Here is a 21500-nt window from a genome sequence, read left to right as displayed (position 1 = left end):
GGGTGTAATTGTCGTTTAGGTTGACTGAATTTGTATTAAATAGGAAGCCAAGCCAATGGCTGAAACTGACATTGCTATGCCAGAATCAACGCCTGTTGATTCACGCCCAGCATTTGCCATTATTGAAGAACTCAAAACCAAATTTGGTGAGAACTTCTTTGTGCAAACGACTTTCGAGGATTTCCCGACAGTCTGGGTTGAGCGCGCACGTGTACAAGAAGTTTTAATGTTCTTGCGTACAGTGTCACGTCCTTACGTGATGTTGTTCGACTTGTCAGCGGTAGATGAGCGTCTGCGTACGCACCGCGACGGTTTACCTGCGTCTGACTTCACAGTGTTCTATCACTTGTTGTCGCTCGAGCGTAATACTGACATTCGTATTAAAGTTGCCTTAGCAGAAAGCGATTTGAATCTTCCGACGGCAACCAATATTTGGCCAAATGCCAACTGGTACGAACGTGAAGCTTACGATATGTTCGGGATCAATTTCGAAGGGCATCCAATGCTCCGTCGTATCTTGTTGCCAACCTATTGGGAAGGTCATCCGCTACGTAAAGAATATTCTGCACGTGCGACTGAATATACGCCGTATTTGCAAGATAAAGCCAAACAGGACTACGAACAGGAACATCTTCGTTTCGTCCCTGAAGATTGGGGTATGAAGCGCGGCAATGCCGATGAAGACTTCATGTTCCTGAACTTGGGTCCGAACCATCCATCTGCGCACGGTGCGTTCCGTGTGATCTTGCAGCTGGACGGTGAAGAAGTGAAAGACTGTGTGCCTGACATCGGTTATCACCACCGTGGTGTGGAAAAGATGGCTGAACGTCAAACCTGGCATTCATTCATTCCGTATACAGACCGTGTCGACTACCTCGGTGGTTGTGCGCAAAACATGCCTTACGTGCTTGGCGTAGAGCAAATGGCGGGTATTACTGTACCTGACCGTGCGCAATGTATCCGCGTGATGATGTCTGAACTGTTCCGTATCAATAACCACTTGCTGTTCATTGGTACTGCGATTCAGGATGCCGGCGGTATGACGCCAGTCTTCTACATGTTTGCTGACCGTCAGAAAATCTATGACGCAATTGAAGCGATCACCGGTTACCGTATGCATCCGGCATGGTTCCGTATCGGTGGTACCGCACACGACCTTCCAAACAACTGGCAGCACCTGATTCGTGAAATCCTGGACTGGATGCCGAAACGTTTGAAGGAATATCATACTGCAGCGCTGAAAAACTCAGTATTTGTGGGTCGTACCCGTAATGTTGCGCAATACGATGCAAAATCTGCATTGGCTTGGGGTGTAACAGGTACAGGTCTACGCGCTACAGGTATCGACTTTGACGTACGTAAATACCGCCCATATAGCGGTTATGAAAATTATGACTTCGAAGTGCCGGTTGAGTACGAAGGCGATGCCTATGCACGTGTCATCGTTCACTACCGTGAAATCGAAGAATCACTGAAAATTATCAAACAATGTTTAGATAATATGCCGTCTGGTGCGTATAAAGCAGACCATCCACTGGCTGTTCCACCACCAAAAGACAAGACATTACAAGATATTGAAACCTTAATTACGCACTTCCTGAGCGTATCTTGGGGTCCTGTAATGCCGGCGGGTGAAGCATCTGTGATGGCGGAAGTGGTGAAAGGCGCGTCGAACTACTACTTGACTTCAGACAAGTCAACTATGAGTTACCGTACCCGTATCCGTACACCAACCTTCACGCATTTACAGCAAATGCCTTCTGTGATTAACGGCAGCTTAATGTCTGACTTAATCATTTATTTAGCGACCATTGACGTCGTAATGGCTGACGTGGATCGCTAAGGGGTAAACGCATTATGATGATTTTGACTGATAAAAAGCCACGTGTGAATGTTGAAGGAATTTTGACTGCGGACGAAATTCACGATATCGAACATCACATGGGGCACTACCCATACCCACGTGCAGCGTGTCTAGATGCGCTGAAGTGTGTACAACGCCGTAATGGCTGGGTAGATGATGCGCAAATGAATGCCATCGCACAAATGCTCAGCATGAGCGTTGCAGACCTTGAAGGTGTGGCAACGTTCTATAACCGTATTTACCGTCAGCCGGTCGGTCGTCACGTAATTTTGTTATGTGATTCGATTGCGTGTTTCCTGATGGGTGCGGAAACTTTGGCAGAAGCATTCCAGCGCGAATTAGGCATTCAGTTTGGTCAAACGACTGCAGATGGTCGTTTCACTTTGCTGCCAATTTGCTGTCTGGGCAACTGTGACAAAGGTCCAACCTTAATGATTGATGAAGACACGCATGGTCTGGTTGAAGTGACTTCGGTGAAACAGCTGTTGGAGAAGTATGTATGAATACTGAACCAAAACCAATTTATGGCGACGGTAACCCGGAAACGCATCCATTAACATGGCGTTTAAGCAAACAAGCCAACGTACGTAATGCAGATGATTACGAAGCGCTTGAAGGTTATGCAGGCTTTAAAAAAGCACTGACCATGTCGCCTAAAGATGTATTGGAAGTGGTTAAAGCAGCGACTGTTAAAGGTCGTGGTGGTGCAGGCTTCCCGGCAGGCATTAAATGGTCTTTGATGGCGCCAAATGACAATTCAGGTCCACGTTACCTGATTTGTAATGCCGATGAGATGGAACCAGGTACCTTTAAAGACCGTTTGCTGATGGAAGATCTTCCGCATCAATTGATCGAAGGGATGTTGATTGCGGGTTATACGCTTGAAGCAACACATGGTTATATCTTTATCCGTGGCGAGTACATCGAAGCTGCTCAGTACTTAAATGAAGCACTTGAGCAAGTTCGTGCCAAAGGTTACTTAGGGGATAACATCCTTGGTACAGGCTGGAACTTCGAGTTACACGTGCATACCGGTGCGGGTCGTTATATCTGCGGTGAAGAAACTGCATTGATTAACTCGCTAGAAGGTCGTCGTGCCAACCCGCGTACTAAGCCACCATTCCCGCAAGTTGCAGGTGCTTGGGGTCGTCCTACGATTGTCAACAACGTAGAGACCTACAACAACTTACCGGCAATCATGCTGCGTGGTCCTGAATGGTATATCAACTTGTCTGCGGGTAAGTCGAAAGATCCAGGTACCAAAATTTATGGTGCTTCAGGTAAGGTGAAATTCCCGGGTCTATGGGAGCTTCCATTTGGTACGACAGCACGTGAAGTGATTGAAGAACATGCTGGTGGTATGCGCGACGGTTTGAAACTGAAAGCATGGTTACCGGGCGGTGCATCAACTGACTTCCTGGCTGCCGAGCATATTGATCTTCCTATGGATGCGGAAAGCATCATGAAGGCAGGTTCGCGTTTAGGAACTTGTTTATTGATGGTGGTAGATGAAACCCAATGTATGGTTTCAGCGACACGTAACCTAGAAGAATTCTTTGCACGCGAATCATGTGGTTTCTGTACGCCTTGCCGTGATGGCTTACCTTGGGCTGTGAAAGCGCTGAAAGCACTGGAAGATGGCACAGGTAAGAAAGAAGATATCGATCACTTACAAGAACTGACTCGTAAGCTTTGGATTGGTAAAACTTTCTGTGCCCACGCACCGGGTGCAATGGAGCCGCTTATGGGCGCACTCAAATATTTCCGTGGCGAATTTGAAGCGAAGGTTGTGAATGCCGCCGCTCAAACCAGCAACGTAGAACAAGCTTAAGGAATTCGACTATGGCTACAATTCATGTCGATGGCAAATCGTATGAAGTCAACGGCTCGGAAAACTTGCTACAAGCATGTTTGAGTCTTGGCATTGATATCCCATACTTTTGTTGGCATCCATCCTTAGGTTCTGTCGGCTCTTGCCGTCAATGTGCCGTGACCCAGTACGCGAATCCAGAAGATACGCGTGGCCGTTTGGTCATGTCATGTATGACGCCTGCATCTGACAATACCTACATCTCGATTGAAGACAAAGAAGCCAAAGATTTCCGTGCTTCGATTGTTGAATTCTTGATGACCAACCACCCGCACGACTGTCCAGTCTGTGAAGAAGGTGGTCACTGTCATTTACAAGATATGACTGTAATGACGCAGCATGACCGTCGTCGCTACCGTTTCACCAAACGTACCCATTACAACCAGGAGCTTGGCTCATTCATTTCCCACGAAATGAACCGTTGTATCGCGTGTTACCGTTGTGTGCGTTATTACAAAGACTACGCAGGTGGTACGGACTTCGGCGTGTATGCCAACGCATCACGTGTGTACTTCGGTCGTCCTGAATCAGGTACTTTAGAGTCTGAATTCTCGGGCAACCTGACTGAAGTATGTCCAACAGGTGTATTCACCGACAAAACTCATTCGGCTCGCTACAACCGTAAATGGGACATGCAGTATGCGCCAAGCGTATGCCAAGGCTGTTCTTCAGGTTGTAACATCTCTCCGGGTGAGCGTTATGGCGAACTTCGCCGCGTAGAAAACCGTTATAACGGTGAAGTCAACCAGTACTTCCTATGCGACAAAGGCCGTTTCGGTACAGGTTATGTGAACCGTGAGGACCGACCGCGTCAACCACAATTCCGTCAAGGTGCAACTGTTGAAACTGTTTCAGTGGATGCAGCACTAGACACGGTCATTGCAAATATCCAGGGCAAAAAAGTATTGGGTATTGGTTCACCGCGTGCATCACTTGAATCAAACTTCGCACTTCGTGAGTTGGTGGGTCAAGAGAACTTCTCAACAGGTCTATCTCAAAAAGAACAGAATCTGGTTGAGTTGGCAGCTTCTATCATGCAAACCGAGGGTGTTTACAACCCGAACATGCGTGAAATTGAAAGCTACGATGCTGTGTTAATTTTGGGTGAAGACCTCACACAAACTGCGCCACGTATGGCTTTATCTGTTCGCCAGGCTGCGAAAAATAAAGGCAAAGAGATGGCGGCAGAGCGCCGTACGCAAGAATGGTTAGCTGAGCCGGTACAACGTATTGCCCAAGATGCAAAATCTCCGATTTACATCCTGGCTGCGACACAAACCCGTTTGTCTGATGTTGCTGAAGGCGAAGTGGTTGCTTCTCCAAACGACATCGCGCGTTTAGGTTTTGCGGTTGCTGCAGCAGTTGCTGGTGAAACGATTCTTGGTTTAGATGACGATGCCAAAGCATTTGCACAAACCATTGCGGACACTTTAAAAGCTGCGAAGAAACCACTGATTATCTCGGGTACAAGCTTGCAAGATCCTGCCATTATGGAAGCTGCTGTACAAGTTGCACAGAATCTGGGTAATGCAGGTCTGACTTTGACGGTTCCTGAAGTGAACTCGATGGGTATGGCAATCTTTGGTGGTCAAAGCCTAGAGCAAGCATTTGCACAAGATTACGATACTGTGATTGTGGTTGAAAATGACCTTTACCGTCGTCTTCCTGCTGCACAGGTCGATGCTGCACTTGCAGGTAAAGATGTGATCGTACTGGATCACTCTGAAACTGCAACAGTGAAAAAAGCCGACATCGTACTTTCTGCTGCATCGTTTGCTGAAGGTGATGGTACTGTCGTTTCTCAAGAAGGCCGTGCACAACGTTTCTACCAAGTGTATGACCCAAGCTACTACAATCCTGAATTGGCGATCAAGGAATCTTGGCGCTGGTTACACGCTCTGGAAACAGGCGTAAAAGGCAAAGCGATTTCTTGGACTTTACTGGATGATGTGATCGAGTCAGTGGCGAAAAACGTTCCTGCGCTTGAAGGCATTCTGGATGTTGCACCTGATGCGGGCTTCCGTGTTCATGGCTTGAAAGTGGCACGTGAACCACGTCGTTACTCAGGTCGTACTTCAATGCGTTCGCCATTGTCTGTACATGAGCCGAAACAGCCTACAGATAAAGACTCTGCATTAACATTCTCGATGGAAGGTTATGTCGGAGACCAGACTCCATCTCCACTGGTTCCATTTGCATGGTCTGCAGGCTGGAACTCGCCACAAGCTTGGAACAAGTTCCAGGAAACTGTGGGTGGTTCACTGAAAGGTGGTGATTCAGGCGTTCGTTTATTCGACCGTTTGGCAAAACGTCCGGCACGTACCTTCGTGGCACCGGCACCTGTTCTGGTCAATGCTGAAAGCTTCCGTCTGGTACCAATGCACCATATCTTTGGTTCAGGTGAATTCACGGTAAAAACACCAGCGATGGAAACGCGTATTCCTGAAGCGGTATTTGCAGTGGGTGAGCAGGATGCAGCGCGCCTGAATGTTCAAGATGGTCAGACAATCACGGTGAAAGCAGGTGAAACGTCAATCGTTCTTCCAGTTCAAGTGATTGAATATTTACCGACAGGTTATATTGGCTACCCAATCGGTCTGGCACCGACGGTATCTCTTGCAGAGCCTGTTTCAGTCGCGGTAGGAGTGTAATTCATGGAACAAGAATTAATCCGTCAAACGCCGCTGTGGGCTGAAAACTGGCCAATTGCCTATTCAGTCATTCAAGCGATTGTGATCTTGCTGGTTGTAGTACTGATCGCTGCGTTGATGTCTTTTATTGAACGTCGTTTACTCGGCTTGTGGCAAGACCGTTACGGTCCGAACCGTGTTGGTCCGGGCGGTATGTTCCAGATTGTTGCCGACATGCTGAAAATCATGTTCAAGGAAGACTGGACACCAAAATTTGCTGACAAATTGACGTTCCGTATGGCGCCAGCAGTTGCGATGGCAACTGCGGTGCTATCGTTCATGGTTATTCCTGTATCACCTTATTTAGGTGTAGCAGACATGAACATCGGCCTGTTGTTCTTTATGGCAATGGCGGGTATTGCAGTTTATGCAGTCCTGTTCGGTGGCTGGTCATCAAACAACAAATATGCCTTACTGGGCGGTTTACGTTCTGCAGCTCAAACCATTTCGTATGAAGTGTTCTTGGGTATCTCGTTGATGGGTGTGGTGGCAATTGCCGGTTCATTCAACATGCGTGAAATCGTTGAAGCGCAAAAAGATGTCTGGTTTGTGATTCCTCAGTTCCTAGGTTTCTTGATCTTCGTGGTTGCAGGTGTGGCGGTAACGCATCGTCACCCATTTGACCAACCAGAAGCAGAACAGGAACTGGCAGAAGGTTACCATGTCGAATACGGCGGTATGAAATGGGGGATGTTCTTCGTTGCGGAATACGTCAACGTGGTACTGATCTCTGCATTGATCGTGACTTTATTCTTCGGTGGCTGGCTTGCGCCATTCAACCTTGATATTCCGTTCCTTCCAGCAGCATTCTGGTTCATTATCAAAACAGCATTCTTTGTAATGATGTTTGTACTGGCGCGTGGTTCTTTAATGCGTCCACGTTATGACCAGGTAATGAACTTTGGTTGGAAAATTTGCTTGCCATTGGCGTTGGTTAACCTTTTGGTAACTGGTGCTGTGATTCTGATGAATCAGGCCTAAGACAGCAGGGAGAACAAAATGTTTAAATTTCTAGCTGGATTCGGGTCAATCGTTCGTTCGTTGTGGATGGTGTTCAGCCACGCAACACGTAAACGTGACACCATTTTATATCCGGAAGTGCCGGCCGAAGAAATCGTGCCACCACGCTTCCGTGGTCGTATCGTATTGACACGCGACCCTGATGGCGAAGAACGCTGTGTGGCATGTAACCTGTGTGCGGTTGCCTGTCCGGTAGGCTGTATTTCACTACAAAAAGCAGAACGTGAAGATGGTCGCTGGTATCCGGAATTTTTCCGTATCAACTTCTCGCGTTGTATTTTCTGCGGTATGTGTGAAGAAGCGTGTCCAACCACTGCGATTCAGATGACCCCGGACTTCGAGCTTGGCGAATATGTTCGTCAGGACTTGGTCTATGAAAAAGAACACCTGCTGATTTCTGGTCCTGGTAAATATCCTGATTATAACTTCTACCGTGTAACCGGTATGGCAGTTGCAGGCAAGGACAAAGGTCAAGCACAGCGTGAAAGTGCACCTGTTGATGTACGGAGTCTATTACCATGATGTGGCCATTTTATTTAATGGCCCTCGTGGCCATTGTTTCTACGGTTCGCGTGGTGACTAACGCGAATCCGGTACATGCTTTATTAAGCCTGATCGTGTCATTGCTTGCAGTCGCAGGCATGTTCCTGATCGTCGGTGCACCATTCGCTGGTGCGCTGGAAGTGATCGTTTATGCGGGCGCGATCATGGTGTTGTTCGTGTTCGTGGTGATGATGCTGAACCTGGGTGAGCAGACCGTTGAACAAGAACGAAAATGGTTGACTTCATCGGCTTGGGCTTATCCGGCGTTGATGAGCTTCCTGATCGGTTTGGTACTGGTATGGGTATTAAACTCTGATTACACACAAGCTTCACTGGTAATGGGTACAGAAATGGTGGGCCCGAAAGCAGTGGGTCAAGCACTCTTTACGCAATACTTGTTGTTGGTTGAAGTTGCCGCGATGTTATTGCTTGCTGCCTTGGTAGCTGCATTCCATTTGGGTAAACGTGAACCAGATGCAGAAGAGGAAAAAGAATAATGGGCAACATCCCTTTAGAGCATGGTTTGATCGTTGCATCTATTCTCTTTGCACTGGGTTTTTACGGTGTAATGGTGCGACGCAACCTACTATTTATTTTAATGAGCCTTGAAATCATGATGAACGCTGCTGCTTTAGCGTTCGTACTGGCGGGCAGTGCATGGGCACAGCCAGATGGTCAGATCATGTTTATCCTGATCCTGACGCTTGCTGCGGCAGAGGCTTGTATTGGTCTTGCGATCGTCCTTCAGTTCTATCATCGCTTCCATCACCTGGATGTGGATGCTGCTAGTGAGATGCGCGGATGAGTTATTTATATCTAACAATTTTATTTCCGCTCATTGGTTTTGTCCTGTTAGCGGCGGGGCGTAACAAGCTTCCGGAATCTGTTGCAGCAATGATTGGTGTCGGTGCAGTCGGTTTATCTGCACTGTTCGCACTGATTGCAGGTGTGGACTTTGTTAACAATGGTTCAACTGCAGTAGTACAACATCTTTGGACTTGGTTCAGTGTTGGCGGTTTTGCTCCGGGCATCAGCTTGCAGCTGGATGGCTTGTCTTTATTGATGCTGGGCATGGTGACAGGCGTGGGTTTCTTGATTCACATCTTTGCATCATGGTATATGCGAGGTGAAGAAGACTTCGCACGTTTCTTCTCTTACTTCAACCTGTTCGTTGCAAGCATGTTATTGCTTGTATTGGGTGACAACCTGGCGTTGTTATTCCTGGGTTGGGAAGGCGTAGGTCTGTGTTCATACCTGTTGATTGGTTATTACTACCAGAACCCTGCAAACGGTCTGGCGGCAATTAAGGCATTTACCGTGACCCGTATCGGTGACGTATTCCTGCTGATTGCCATGTTCCTGATCTTCCAGCAATTCGGTACCTTGAATATTCAGTACATCGTTGAAAATGCAGCGACTGTAATGACGCAAAGTTCATCTCTGACCATCTGGACAGCATTGTTATTGTTCTTGGGTGCGGCGGGTAAATCTGCACAGATCCCGTTACAAACATGGTTAGCCGATGCGATGGCAGGTCCGACACCTGTTTCTGCATTGATCCATGCTGCAACGATGGTAACAGCGGGTGTTTACCTGTGCTGCCGCCTGTTCGCAGTCTTTGAACTTGCGCCAGAAGTGATGGTATTTATTTCGATCACAGGTGCGGTGACTTTGCTTGTGGCTGGTTTTGCTGCACTGGTTCAAACCGACATCAAACGTATTCTGGCATACTCAACCATGAGTCAGCTCGGTTATATGTTTATGGCGGTAGGTGCTGAAGCATACCAGGCAGGTCTGTTCCATATGCTGACTCACGCATTCTTCAAGGCATTATTGTTCTTGTCGTCTGGTGCGGTGATTCTGGCTTACCATCACGAACAAAACATCTTCAAGATGGGCGGTCTGTTCTACAAGAACAAATTCCTGTTTGCATGTTTCGCGATTGGTGGCGGTGCATTGGCAGCGATTCCATTCCTGACGATTGGTTTCTTCTCAAAAGATGCGATTCTTGCTGCAGTCTGGACGCAAAGTCATATTGCTGGTTTACCAGTGTATAACACGCTGTACTGGGTGGGTGTTGCAGGTGCATTCTTAACGTCTATTTATACATTCCGTTTAATCTGGGTTGTATTCTTCGGCAAAGAAAATACGCCTTATCACGAAATCAAAGGTGCAACTTACTGGGCGCCACTGGCGATTCTTGCTGTACTTTCAACAGGTCTGGCGATCGTCCTGAAAGCACCGGTAATGAGCATTCTGGATGCAGCCCAAATTCCAGCCTTCATTATTCCTGAAGCGCTTGAAGCAGGTGCACATGGTGCTGAATACATCGCAATCGCTGTTGCTTTAACAGGTCTTGCAGTCGGTGTCGTGCTGTTCGCTTTTGCTTACAATGCAGTCAAACGTTTTGCAGCCACTTCTGTAGGTGCTGGCCTGGTCAACATCTGCCGTAACGCATTAGGTTTCGATACGCTGTATGACCTCATTTTCGTGAAGCCATATTTAATGTTCGCGAAGATCTTTGGTCGTGATCCAATTGATGGCCTATGGCTGGTACTTCCTGCACTTGTTAAAGGTGGTCACAGCTTTACAAGTTCACGTCAAACCGGTTCACTGCGTGAATATGCATCTAGTATGGGGCTCGGTGTCGTTGTCCTACTGATGATCTTGATCGTGATTCAGGTCGTGGGGAAATAAAATGGAAGCTCCAAACAATATTATTTTGCCGGCTCTGATCCTCATTCCGTTCATTGCAGGTTTCATATGCTGGTTGGTCGATAAACTCGACCAACACTTGCCGCGTTATATCGCGCTGATCGGTATGCTGGTGACCTTGGTCTTGACCATAGTCCTTTGGCAGACTGGTACTTACAACTATGAATTAGGCGGTGCTACACCTTCGTGGGCTGCCGAATTCAAATTGCCTTGGATTCAAACCTTGGGCATTAACATTCACTTAGCAGTGGATGGTTTATCACTTCTTATGGTTGGCTTGACTGCACTCCTGGGTGTATTGGCAGTAGGCTGTTCATGGGGCGAGATTCAAAAGAACGTTGGTTTCTTCCACTTGAACCTTTTATGGTCTTTAGGTGGTGTCATCGGTGTGTTTCTGGCGATTGACTTATTCCTGTTCTTCTTCTTCTGGGAGATGATGCTGGTACCGATCTACTTCCTGATTGCCCTTTGGGGTCATAAAGGGGCAGAAGGCAAGTCACGTGTTTATGCAGCTAACAAGTTCTTCATTTACACGCAGGTTGCCGGTTTGGTGATGCTGATTGGTATCCTTGGTCTGGTGACTGTGGGCTATACCATGACTGGCGAAATCCGTTTCGACTACAACTATCTATTAGGTGTGGCGAATACGCTTGACGCTCAGGCGCCAGCGGTGGCTTATGCATTCATGATCTGTTTATTCATCGGTTTTGCGGTAAAACTTCCAGTTTTCCCATTACACGGCTGGTTACCAGATGCGCATGCGCAAGCACCAACAGCGGGTTCTGTCGATCTTGCAGGTATCTTGATTAAGACTGCGGCGTACGGTTTATTACGTTTCGTGATTCCGTTCTTCCCGGCAGCGTCTGCACAGTTTGCAGACTTCGCAATCATTCTTGGTTTAATCGGTATTTTCTACGGTGCTTGGTGTGCTTTCCAGCAAACCGACATGAAACGCCTGTTGGCTTATACCTCTATTTCACACATGGGCTTCGTTTTACTTGCGATCTACGCAGGTAACATCCTGACCTTCCAAGGTCTGATGATCATGATGTTGGCACATGGTATTTCATCTGCTGCACTGTTCATTATGTGTGGTCAGGTATATGAGCGTGTGCATACGCGTGATATGCGTTTGATGGGTGGTATGCGTGGTCAATTCCCGTATCTTGCATTCTTCCTGATGTTCTTCGTTGCGGCGTTGGTTGGTATTCCAGGTCTAGGTAACTTCATTGGTGAGTTCCTGATCCTGATGGGTGCTTATGCGAAATTTCCGGCGTTTACCATTCTTGCGGCAATCAGCTTGGTATTTGCGGGTTTGTACGGTTTGATCCTGATTCACAAAGCCCTGTTTGGTGTACCAAATGAAGCACAACAGCAGCACTATACAAATCCATTAAAAGATCTAAATGCACGTGAAATCGCATTATTGTTGATCTGTGCGTTTGGTCTACTTTGGCTTGGTCTATATCCACAAAGCTTCCTTGACGTTTCTAACTCAAGCATGGCGTGGTTAGCGAATAGCTACATTCCAGTTCAAGAAGTGGTTGAAGTTGCTGATCAAGTAACGACTCAACTTGAAAATGTGGAGATCCAATAAGCCATGAACTTCACAATGTCTTTTTCTGAGCTTATGCCTCTAGCACCTGTGATGATCGTGTCGTTAACTGCGATCGTCGTGATGTTGCTGACCGCAATCAAGCGTAACCATAACTTGGTGGCTACCACCACGGTGATTGGTTTAAACCTTGCTGCGTTCTATATCATTTTCGTTTTGTTGGCAGGCGTGTTTGCACCTGCCAACGTGATGAATCTGTTCATCGTAGATCCATTTACGATGCTGTACCAGTTTGTGATCCTGATTGCTGCACTTGCATGTGCAACGCTATCTCACGCGTATATCGAAACCTATAAAGATAACCGTGAAGAGTTATATATCCTGATGCTGACATCCGTTGCGGGTGCCATGCTAATGGTGGCTAGCTCACACTATGCATCATTCTTTATCAGCCTTGAGTTGATGTCGATTCCTGTATATGGCTTGTTGGCATATACACATCAACGTTCTCAATCGCTTGAAGCGGGTGTGAAATATCTAGTGCTTTCAGCAACTGCGTCTGCAATGCTGTTAATGGGTATGGCATATATTTATGCATATACAGGTACTTTAAGTTTCGTTGCTGAACCAGGCAAACTGTTTACCGTATTCAGTCAACCGGCTGTCGTGATTGGTCTGGCTTTAATTGTATTTGCAGTAGCATTTAAATTATCGCTGGCACCATTCCACAAATGGACACCAGACGTATACGCTGGTGCACCAGCGCCAATCGCGACTTTCCTTGCGACTGTTGCGAAAGTAGCCATGATTGGTCTGTTTGTTCGTTATGCGTTGTCTTCGGGCCTAATCCTGGCAGACAGCTTCGTCACCATCATTTCGATTATTGCGGTTCTGTCTATCCTTGCAGGTAACTTGCTGGCGGTTCGCCAAGTGAACTTGAAACGTATCCTGGCATACTCTTCAATTGCACACTTTGGTTATTTGCTGGTTGCCATCGTCAGTTCACGTAATACGGATTTCTTACAGGTTCAAGGTTTCGCGACTTTTGAAAGTGTAAACGTCTACGTGATTACTTATGTATTAACCACGATCGGTGCGTTCGGTGTCGTTACGCTAATGTCTAGTCCGTATAACAATACGGATGAAGCGGGTAGTCTGGCTGAATACCGTGGTTTGTTCTGGCGCCGTCCAGTATTGACTGCTGTATTGACGGTGATGATGCTGTCTCTTGCAGGTATTCCTTTAACTGCCGGCTTTATCGGTAAGTTCCTGGTGATTAAAACTGCGGTTGCAGGCGAAGCCTGGTTCCTGACTGCAATGGTGATTCTAGGTTCTGGTATCGGTCTGTACTACTACCTGCGTGTGATGGTTGTGCTTTACATGACACCACCTGAAACACCACGTCTAGATGCGGTGAATCATTGGGGTCAAAAAGTGGGCGGTATCATGGTGCTTCTTGCTGCGCTTGCGGTACTTGTGATCGGTGTCTACCCAGATCCGGTGATTGCAGTATCTAAATATGCATTCTTTGCTATGTCACCAGAATTGCAACAGTTTATTTTCACTTTGGTTCAAAGTGGTTTTAACTAATATCTGCAAAGATTGACGTTATTACAAAAAAGCCTCCATGATTGGGGGCTTTTTTATTTATACAAATCAATAAAAGCCTTTATAATAGCGGAAATTTATCTTTAACCTTTTAGGTGTTCTCCCGTGGCAATCCATGAAATCCGTCATCCACTCATTCGACATAAGCTTGGTTTACTCCGTCGTGCAGATATCAGTACCAAGAATTTCCGTGAGTTAGCTCAAGAAGTGACCATGCTTCTAACTTATGAAGCAACTAAAGACCTGCCAATGGTTGAACATGATATTGATGGCTGGAATGGTGCTGTTACAGTTGACCGTATTGCGGGAAAAAAAATCACCGTTGTACCAATTCTACGTGCCGGTATTGGCATGCTCGACGGTTTCCTGAACCTGATTCCAAGTGCAAAAGTATCAGTACTTGGTTTAGAGCGTGATGAAGAAACTCTGGAAGCACGTACCTATTATAAAAAACTGGTTCCAGACGTACAAAACCGTATCGCGATGATCATTGATCCAATGTTGGCGACTGGTTCTTCTTTAGTGGCTGCCATTGATGTACTGAAAGCCAGCGGCTGTAAAGATATTCGTGTGATGGTTCTGGTTGCTGCACCAGAAGGCATTAAGCGTGTAGAAGCTACGCATCCGGATGTGGTGATTTTTACTGCTTCTATCGATAATGGCTTAAATGAAAATGGTTATATCGTTCCAGGTCTTGGCGATGCTGGCGATAAAATCTTTGGTTCAGTTCAAAAAGACTAATTTTTGAATATGATGAAAAAAGGGGCTACTACAGCCTCTTTTTTATATAATGTAGACAGGGCATTTTCAGGATAGGACAATAGCATGAAAGATGAATTGTATCAGGGCAAAATCAAACAGTATGACCCTGCCAAAGGTTTCGGTTTTATTGGCTGCGCTGAGGGAGATGTATTCTTCCATATTTCAGACTTCCCTGCGGCAGAAGGCGAGCCAAAACGTAATGAACGCGTAAAATTTAATGTTGTTGAAAATGGCGATAAGTACAAAGCGATTAAGATTGAACGTGTCGAAGACAACTCAAAGAAAGCTAAAAAAACCAAAGTGGCGACACACAATAAATCAATTACATCGGCATTGTTAAATAACTTCCGTGGTTAATGGATAATCTTCATACTTAAATCGTGTTTAGTCACATTTAAAAAGAGGCTTTCGAGCCTCTTTTTTATAGTGCCACCGTTTAGATATTCAAAGAGACAGACAGCACATAAAAAATCCACCAAACAGCAACAATGCTGAACATTTCCGTTGGCTTAGAATACAAATTAAATGAATTCTATAGAGAAAAGTGTCATGTTTACGGATGGAAAAATTAAAACTTACGATTCCGAACGTGGTATGGGTACTTTGGAGTTGATAGGAGAAGCTCAAGATTTAAGTTTCGAGTTACAGGATTTACCTTCGCCTGAAATTGAACCACAAATTGGAGAGCGGCTTAAATTTAGAATCATTCCCCAACAAGGCAGCATGAAATTAGACAACATGGTACGTCTGGATATTAAAGTGCAGGATGAATTTGTGCCAGAAGTCGTCGCCTTGCAATCCTTGGCACCCACAGTCGGTGTTCCTGTACGTAATTCACTTTTCTTTAGTCCGACCCTATGGCTGGCATTGGCATCAGCTGTTGGTTTTATGATTTTTGGCGAAGTATAAATAAAAACAGAAATTTTATTTTTTTACTTTTAACTAGGGATTTATTCTTCCGCCATAAGATGCACTTCTAGTTTTTATGTTTCTACTTTAGAGAATTTTACAAAAGATTTTCAGTCTCTTTTTGATTACAATCATAAAAAATATTAAAGATAAGAGCGAATTATGTTTCAAGAGGGGAAAATCAAAACCTATAACGAAGATCGTGGTTTTGGTTTTATTCAGATCGAAGGGCAATCCAAAGATTTATTTTTCCATGTCAAAGACTTTCCCAATAAAAATATTCCGCCAAAAATGGGGGAAAAATTAAAGTTTTTGATTGTGGAAGATAATGGAAAGTTTAAGGCAAACCATATTATTCGCTTGGATATTAAGCAAGAAGTTCCTGTTACACAAAACAATGATCTACATGGAGATACTGAAACCAGAGCTTCTCTACGTTATGAAAAGAAAAAATCATCAACTACATCAAAAATAATCACACTATCAGGACTGGTGATTATTGTGATTCTTGCTGGTCTTGTTTATAACAAATATCAAAGCTACCAAATTCAAAAACAGCAAAAGCTGGAAAGACTGATGGTAGAGCAGCAACGAATTGTCGCTGAGCAACGAGCAGCGCAAGGTGATCTACCTATGCAAGGATTATCTGAGCAGGGCAGGAAGAACCTGGAAAATCGCGGCACTGAGTTAAGAAGCCAAAGTAACCCCGTTAATCCGAAAACTTCAGAAACGGCTGCACCATCTGTATCTCAATTTAAATGCGATGGTCGAGAACACTGTGGTCAGATGGGTTCTTATGAGGAAGCATTATTTTTTATTCGTAACTGTCCGAATACTAAAATGGATGGTGACGGCGATGGGATACCATGTGAAAGTCAGTTTTGATGAATCATAAAAAAGCACCTTAAGGTGCTTTTAATATTTTAGCTTTCACAAAAATTCATAAAGGCTCTTAGACCTGGACCCTGATATTTCTGGCGATGTACCAGCATAAACAGAGGACGAGTCAGTGACCAGAATGGTGTATCTAGAATCACCAGTTGACCTTTTTCACGTAAAGGCTCAATTGCAAGTTTGGAAATACAGGACATGCCAATTCCGCCCGCTACAATTTTTAAAATCGCTTCATTATGACCGAGTGTCAGACGGATATTGGCATCTGGCACATCTTTCAAGATGGCATTGTCAAACACCTCACGGGTACCTGAACCTTCTTCACGCAAAATCCATTCAACAGATTTGAAATCTTCAGCGGTTAGTTCACGGTTCAATTGCGCAAGAGGATGGTCTGGCGCACAGCACACGGCCAGCTCATCATCACGCCAATGGATACATTGTAGCTGTGGTAGATGACAGGAACCTTCAATTAAGGCAAGATCCAGCTGGAACTGATTCACCGCTTCAATCATTTGACGGGTATTACCGACTTGAAGCTGTAAATGTGCTTGCGGCTTGATTTTCAGGAAATCGGCCATCAGGTCGGGAATCAGGTAATCTGAAATCGTCAGGGTTGCACCCAAACGTAAATCGATACTTTGAAGCTCACCTTTAGCGACTTGTTCAAAAGATTCACAGCGGCCTAAAATTTCCAGGGCTTGAGGGAGAAGAAAGCGCCCCAGGTCATTTAGCTGTAAACGTTTGCCTAGACGGTCAAATAGTGGAGCACCCAGACCATCTTCCAGATCTGCTAAAGCCATACTAGCCGCACTTTGTGTAAGCTTGACGGCATCGCTAGCCTTCGTTACGGTACCCTCTTGTGCCACTGCTACAAAAACAGCCAATTGGCGTAAAGTCATGCGCATGAGTAGAGCCTTAACATTTAAAAAATATTAATAAATTATGTTGCCATGCTACCATGAGCACAGTCTTTCATGCCACGTTGAAATCATGTCAATTGAAAAATTTACCCGAGAAAAAGTTTTATCTGTACACCGTTGGACCAATACATTATTTAGTTTTACGATGACACGCCCGGCACATTTTAAGTTTACCGCAGGGCAGTTTGCGCGTATTGGTTTGCAAGTGGGGGATGAACTGGTGGTTCGTGCCTATTCGGTAGTGTCCTCTCCTTTTGATGAAACTCTGGAGTTTTTCTCGATTGTCGTTCCAGAAGGTAAATTTACTTCCAATTTACAGCACCTCAAAGTCGGGGATGAGCTGCATCTGGAAAAAATTCCTTATGGTTATCTGACTCTGGCACGTTATCAATTGCCTTTGCCTAAAGATCTATGGTTACTGGGTACCGGTACGGGGCTGGCACCGTTTATTTGCATGTTGCAAGACTTTGAAACCTGGAGCAAATACGAAAAAATCAATCTGGTTTATAGTGTGCGCACCCGGGCAGAACTCGCTTATGTAGACCGGATTCAGGAAATCGCCGAGACCTTTGGTGAAGGACATACCGGTTTTAAGTTTATCCCGATTATTACCCGTGAGCCTGATGCACCTTTGCACGACCGTTTACCGATTTTGATTGCCAATGGTGAGCTGGAAAAGGCAGCAGGTATCGCGTTTAATCCGGAAACGACGCATGTCATGCTTTGTGGTAACCCGGATATGGTCGATGATACCAAAGAAGCTTTAAAAGCCCGTGGCCTGACCATGAACCGCCGTGGTGAAGGCAATATTGCAGTCGAGAATTACTGGTAAGGTTGAAGGATTTATGAGCAAAACCCCCTGCTTGAAGGCAATGCGGTTCCTTTAACAGGAGCGGCATTGTGATCTAAGGGATAACGGTTTTTTAACATTTTGACTCTCCGAAGCCTTGTAGGCCTCTCTAAAACAAACTACCTATCCCTGTCTAAGTTCCGACAGCCCAGCCGGATAATGCTCTTGTCCCCAGTGCTGATCGGTCTGGTGAAATAGCCACTCCACAGAATCTGCACCAAGATGTTTACGTGTATTGGTTAGACTAATGCGCGTCAGCAAGTCATAAGAGGCTAACCACTGAGTGCAAATATTGAGTCTTCTTGCTGCTTCATGGATGAGGACATCACGGAAAATCGCCATTCCAAGAACCAGCCAAAGTACCTGATCCGCAGGCAAGCACCGCCTGCGAATAGTCGCGGGACTGCTCAACCTAAGTGTGGACTTGACCCACTCAACGGGGATATTGTGAATAAAAGTACTCAGATTCGAGAGCTTAAACAGATTGTTAAGATCTAAAATATCCTGCTGAAATACCATAAAAAAATCCGATGCCAAACCTGACATCGGATTCTCTAATGAATTCCAAAATGATTCAAATGCTTAAGTAAACAGCATTGTCCATTGCGGAGGTTTTTTCGATTCAAGCTTAATGCACAAACATATCCATTGATTCACGGATTTCCTGAATGGCGGTTTCGACATCGGGACTGAGCCAGGTCGGTTCAAAAAATCCGGCATAGTGCTCAATACGGTCTGCAGGCACCACCAGGCGCACTGGACAGTCTTCTTCCAGTAAACGCCACGGAATAATCGGCACTTCATTATCCAACCATGCCGTTACATCTCGAATATCGATAATCATCGCATTGACACAGTCCGGAAAAGGCATCACGGAAAATTCTTCGGTACGACGGCGGAAATATTCCAGATCCTGCCAGCGCAGCAGGAAGCTTGGCTTGCTGAATTCAATAATTCCAATCAGATGCTGATCACGGCTGTAGTGCAGCATGCATTGATGTGTGACGTCAGTATCAAGATCAAGCGATACACTTTGTTGACGATACGCCATATAACTCGGGTGTATAAATGAGAAGGTGGATAATTATAACGCATTTCATCGCTGAAAGGCAGCGTCTCAACTGTCTTCACTAAAGCCTGCGGAACTGGTATGGCTTATGCATATTTTCAGGGAACAACGATAAAAACAACGAGGTTGCTATGTCAGAGTCAAAAAGTGTGATTGATACCAGTGTGACTGAAACAGCAGTACAAGAAGATTATTTTGCCTTGCGCCAGCTCAAGAAAGGCGCCGTAGGTTGGCTGCTTCTCGTCGGTCTGGGGGTCGCGTATGTGATTTCCGGTGACTTCGCTGGCTGGAATTTTGGTTTGGCACAGGGGGGGGGAGGCATGTTTATTGCGACCATTGTGGTGGCATTGCGTGGACCAGCAGACCGTGGAAGCGCGTGCCTACGCCGTGGCGCGTAAGTTTAATCCCTTGCTGGTCAATACTGTGGTCGGCTTTATCGGACCGGAATATCTGTATAACGGCAAGCAGATTATCCTGGCCGGGCTGGAAGATCATTTCTGTGGCAAGCTGCTCGGTGTGCCAATAGGTTGCGATATCTGCTATACCAATCATGCCGATGCCGATCAGGATGATATGGATGTACTGTTGACCTTACTCGCCAATGCCGGACTGCATTTTATCATGGGTATTCCCGGTTCGGATGATGTGATGCTGAATTATCAGACGACCTCCTTTCATGATGCGCTCTACATCCGGCAATTACTGGGATTAAAAGCAGCCCCCGAATTTGACCACTGGCTGGAGCAGCAGGGAATTTTGGCGCAACAGTCCAATCAGCTGCACTGGCCGACAGAGTTGCCGAAGCAATTTTCACGTCTAATCCTGTCTTGAGGAAGTACTATGAAACTGATTGCCGATGTGAAATTTGAGCCTCAATTACAGGATAATCCCTGGCAGAAATTAAAAGCCTTTACTGATGCACGGATTGCCTTAGGCCGAACAGGGGGTAGTTTGCCGACTCGACCAAGTCTGGAATTTCAACTGGCGCATGCCCAGGCCAAAGATGCCGTACTGAAGCCACTTGATGTTGAATCTTTAAAAGCTGGTTTGAGTAAAACAGGACTACCCATTCTGGAAATTGACAGTCAGGTGGTAGAGAAAGATCTTTATCTTAAACGTCCCGATCTCGGACGTGTGCTTTCACAACAATCCAAAACGATGTTGCAGCAATACCGGGCCGAACATCAGCAACATTGGGATGTAGCCATTGTGCTGGGAGATGGACTATCAGCACGTGCCATTGAGGAAAATAGCCTGCATTTTATTCCGGCCTTGCTAGAGGCATGCAAAGAACAAGGCTGGCAGATTGCCCCCTTAGTGATTGCCCGTGGCAGTCGTGTGGCACTAGGTGATGAATTGGCAGAAATTTTACAGGCGAAAATGCTGGTCATGCTAATTGGCGAACGGCCAGGTTTGAGGTCACCGGACAGTATGGGAATTTATTACACTTATAATGCTTTTAAAGGCTGTCATGATGCCTTGCGCAACTGTATTTCCAATGTCCGTTCTGCGGGCTTGGCCTATCCACTGGCTATCCAGCGACTGGTCGTATTGATGCGTAAATCCTGTGAGTTACAGCTTTCAGGGGTGCAGTTGAAAGATGAACACGAAACCCCAGTCGATATGCAACATAGCCCAGCCAAACGGCTATTTTAAAGTAGCATCTAGCAGAGAATTCTGATGGATTAGTGACTTACATCCCGTCACCATCTCACCATGTTTTGTCACAGAAGCCCTATTCACAGCTTGTTATTCTAAAAATCTACTTATGAATAACAAAGAGTGAGGATGGTTATGGTCGATGATTTCAATAAAAAACCACCTTTAAATCATCAGGCAGACGTGACGCAGAAAAAGCGTATCCCTGTTTATATCTTGATTTTGGTCGGTATTTTTTTACTCGCACTACTGTTCTATATGTTTGCTGACATGAATCCAGATGCGAATGATGCTCCTGCAGGACATCCAAATCCGAATGTACAGCCTGCTACCCCAAATAATTCAACTCCAGTCGGTGAGCCTACACAAGGCACGGCTACCATGAATGAGGGGACGGAAGCTACAGCAACCGTGGGTGATGGCACAGAAGCAACAGCAACTGCGACTGATGGACAGGCGACTCAATAACTGAAAATACCTGAGAAGCTCTAGTGAACCACTGGGGCTTTTTTGCAATGGATGGTGATGTTTTAAGGTAGTGCCATCTACCTGGCTTGAGTCTGAAAACA

At 45.8% G+C, this 21500-nt stretch carries 20 protein-coding genes and 3 pseudogenes; 20 read left to right on the top strand and 3 right to left on the bottom strand.

Annotation, left to right across the window (positions count from 1 at the left end):
- Positions 1-55 precede the first annotated feature (55 nt).
- From nuoC to G4D73_RS06005, 15 genes are all read left to right on the top strand, one after another.
- Positions 56-1843 carry an NADH-quinone oxidoreductase subunit C/D gene (gene nuoC, locus G4D73_RS06075; protein ID WP_004732074.1) on the top strand — a complete coding sequence of 596 codons (1788 nt, stop codon included), beginning with the start codon at positions 56-58 and terminating at the stop codon, positions 1841-1843.
- A 14-nt stretch (positions 1844-1857) separates the two neighbouring features.
- Positions 1858-2367 carry an NADH-quinone oxidoreductase subunit NuoE gene (gene nuoE, locus G4D73_RS06070; protein ID WP_004280775.1) on the top strand — a complete coding sequence of 170 codons (510 nt, stop codon included), beginning with the start codon at positions 1858-1860 and terminating at the stop codon, positions 2365-2367.
- Entirely contained in the window at positions 2364-3695 is a 1332-nt protein-coding gene (nuoF, locus tag G4D73_RS06065; RefSeq protein WP_044111081.1) for an NADH-quinone oxidoreductase subunit NuoF, read from the top strand. The genes nuoE and nuoF overlap by 4 nt, the downstream gene beginning before the upstream one ends.
- 11 nt (positions 3696-3706) lie before the next feature.
- On the top strand, positions 3707-6385 hold the full coding sequence (nuoG, locus tag G4D73_RS06060; RefSeq protein ID WP_213687597.1) for an NADH-quinone oxidoreductase subunit NuoG: 2679 nt from the start codon (positions 3707-3709) through the stop codon (positions 6383-6385).
- A 3-nt stretch (positions 6386-6388) separates the two neighbouring features.
- The gene (gene nuoH / locus G4D73_RS06055) at positions 6389-7405 is read left to right on the top strand and encodes an NADH-quinone oxidoreductase subunit NuoH (RefSeq protein ID WP_004280772.1); all 1017 of its coding nucleotides are present in this window, start codon (positions 6389-6391) and stop codon (positions 7403-7405) included.
- An 18-nt stretch (positions 7406-7423) separates the two neighbouring features.
- Positions 7424-7966: an NADH-quinone oxidoreductase subunit NuoI gene (gene nuoI / locus G4D73_RS06050; protein ID WP_004280771.1), complete on the top strand. Its 543-nt coding sequence runs from the start codon at positions 7424-7426 to the stop codon at positions 7964-7966.
- Complete coding sequence (gene nuoJ / locus G4D73_RS06045; protein ID WP_171054322.1) at positions 7966-8484, top strand: NADH-quinone oxidoreductase subunit J; 519 nt, start codon at positions 7966-7968, stop codon at positions 8482-8484. The genes nuoI and nuoJ overlap by 1 nt, the downstream gene beginning before the upstream one ends.
- Positions 8484-8792, top strand: a complete 309-nt coding sequence (nuoK, locus tag G4D73_RS06040; RefSeq protein WP_004280769.1) for an NADH-quinone oxidoreductase subunit NuoK — start codon at positions 8484-8486, stop codon at positions 8790-8792. The genes nuoJ and nuoK overlap by 1 nt, the downstream gene beginning before the upstream one ends.
- Positions 8789-10684: an NADH-quinone oxidoreductase subunit L gene (gene nuoL / locus G4D73_RS06035; protein WP_213687596.1), complete on the top strand. Its 1896-nt coding sequence runs from the start codon at positions 8789-8791 to the stop codon at positions 10682-10684. The genes nuoK and nuoL overlap by 4 nt, the downstream gene beginning before the upstream one ends.
- A gap of 1 nt (position 10685) precedes the next feature.
- Positions 10686-12299, top strand: a complete 1614-nt coding sequence (nuoM, locus tag G4D73_RS06030; protein ID WP_004280767.1) for an NADH-quinone oxidoreductase subunit M — start codon at positions 10686-10688, stop codon at positions 12297-12299.
- 3 nt (positions 12300-12302) lie between these two features.
- Complete coding sequence (gene nuoN / locus G4D73_RS06025; protein WP_004645875.1) at positions 12303-13847, top strand: NADH-quinone oxidoreductase subunit NuoN; 1545 nt, start codon at positions 12303-12305, stop codon at positions 13845-13847.
- Between the two features lie 123 nt (positions 13848-13970).
- Positions 13971-14606: a uracil phosphoribosyltransferase gene (upp, locus tag G4D73_RS06020; RefSeq protein ID WP_004280765.1), complete on the top strand. Its 636-nt coding sequence runs from the start codon at positions 13971-13973 to the stop codon at positions 14604-14606.
- 84 nt (positions 14607-14690) lie between these two features.
- Positions 14691-14984 (top strand): cold shock domain-containing protein, encoded by a 294-nt coding sequence (locus tag G4D73_RS06015; RefSeq protein ID WP_004732065.1) that lies wholly within the window; start codon positions 14691-14693, stop codon positions 14982-14984.
- Between the two features lie 192 nt (positions 14985-15176).
- Positions 15177-15536 carry a hypothetical protein gene (locus G4D73_RS06010; protein ID WP_180086387.1) on the top strand — a complete coding sequence of 120 codons (360 nt, stop codon included), beginning with the start codon at positions 15177-15179 and terminating at the stop codon, positions 15534-15536.
- Positions 15537-15698: 162 nt separating this feature from the next.
- Positions 15699-16421, top strand: coding sequence for a cold shock domain-containing protein (locus tag G4D73_RS06005; RefSeq protein WP_213687595.1), 723 nt, complete (start codon positions 15699-15701; stop codon positions 16419-16421).
- A gap of 38 nt (positions 16422-16459) precedes the next feature.
- Here the strand turns inward: G4D73_RS06005 and gigC are convergent, their stop codons facing one another.
- Positions 16460-17338: a LysR family transcriptional regulator GigC gene (gigC, locus tag G4D73_RS06000; protein WP_004280761.1), complete on the bottom strand. Its 879-nt coding sequence runs from the start codon at positions 17336-17338 to the stop codon at positions 16460-16462.
- Between the two features lie 85 nt (positions 17339-17423).
- Here gigC and G4D73_RS05995 point away from each other — a divergent pair, with 85 nt between their 5' ends.
- Positions 17424-18185 (top strand): ferredoxin--NADP reductase, encoded by a 762-nt coding sequence (locus G4D73_RS05995; RefSeq protein ID WP_004280760.1) that lies wholly within the window; start codon positions 17424-17426, stop codon positions 18183-18185.
- Between the two features lie 174 nt (positions 18186-18359).
- Here G4D73_RS05995 and G4D73_RS05990 read toward each other — a convergent pair.
- Both G4D73_RS05990 and G4D73_RS05985 read right to left on the bottom strand, forming a co-directional pair.
- A pseudogene (locus G4D73_RS05990) lies at positions 18360-18722 on the bottom strand (transposase domain-containing protein); the annotation flags it as partial.
- 109 nt (positions 18723-18831) lie between these two features.
- A complete protein-coding gene (locus G4D73_RS05985; protein ID WP_005247880.1) occupies positions 18832-19254 on the bottom strand; it encodes a hypothetical protein in 423 nt (140 codons plus the stop codon).
- Between the two features lie 149 nt (positions 19255-19403).
- Here G4D73_RS05985 and G4D73_RS05980 point away from each other — a divergent pair.
- From G4D73_RS05980 to G4D73_RS05965, 4 genes and pseudogenes are all read left to right on the top strand, one after another.
- A pseudogene (locus tag G4D73_RS05980) lies at positions 19404-19619 on the top strand (ethanolamine permease); the annotation flags it as partial.
- Positions 19618-20103: pseudogene (gene eutB / locus G4D73_RS05975) on the top strand (ethanolamine ammonia-lyase subunit EutB); the annotation flags it as partial. The pseudogenes G4D73_RS05980 and eutB, both read left to right, overlap by 2 nt.
- Positions 20104-20112: 9 nt before the next feature.
- Positions 20113-20928, top strand: coding sequence for an ethanolamine ammonia-lyase subunit EutC (gene eutC, locus G4D73_RS05970; protein WP_213687594.1), 816 nt, complete (start codon positions 20113-20115; stop codon positions 20926-20928).
- Positions 20929-21066: 138 nt separating this feature from the next.
- Positions 21067-21399 (top strand): hypothetical protein, encoded by a 333-nt coding sequence (locus G4D73_RS05965; protein WP_004645869.1) that lies wholly within the window; start codon positions 21067-21069, stop codon positions 21397-21399.
- The last annotated feature ends 101 nt before the right edge of the window (positions 21400-21500 follow it).

It is taken from the genome of Acinetobacter sp. WY4, assembly GCF_018438165.1.
Classification (GTDB): domain Bacteria; phylum Pseudomonadota; class Gammaproteobacteria; order Pseudomonadales; family Moraxellaceae; genus Acinetobacter.
The sequence above is the reverse complement of the archived record's forward strand: the minus strand, read 5'-3'. Positions and strand labels throughout refer to the sequence as shown.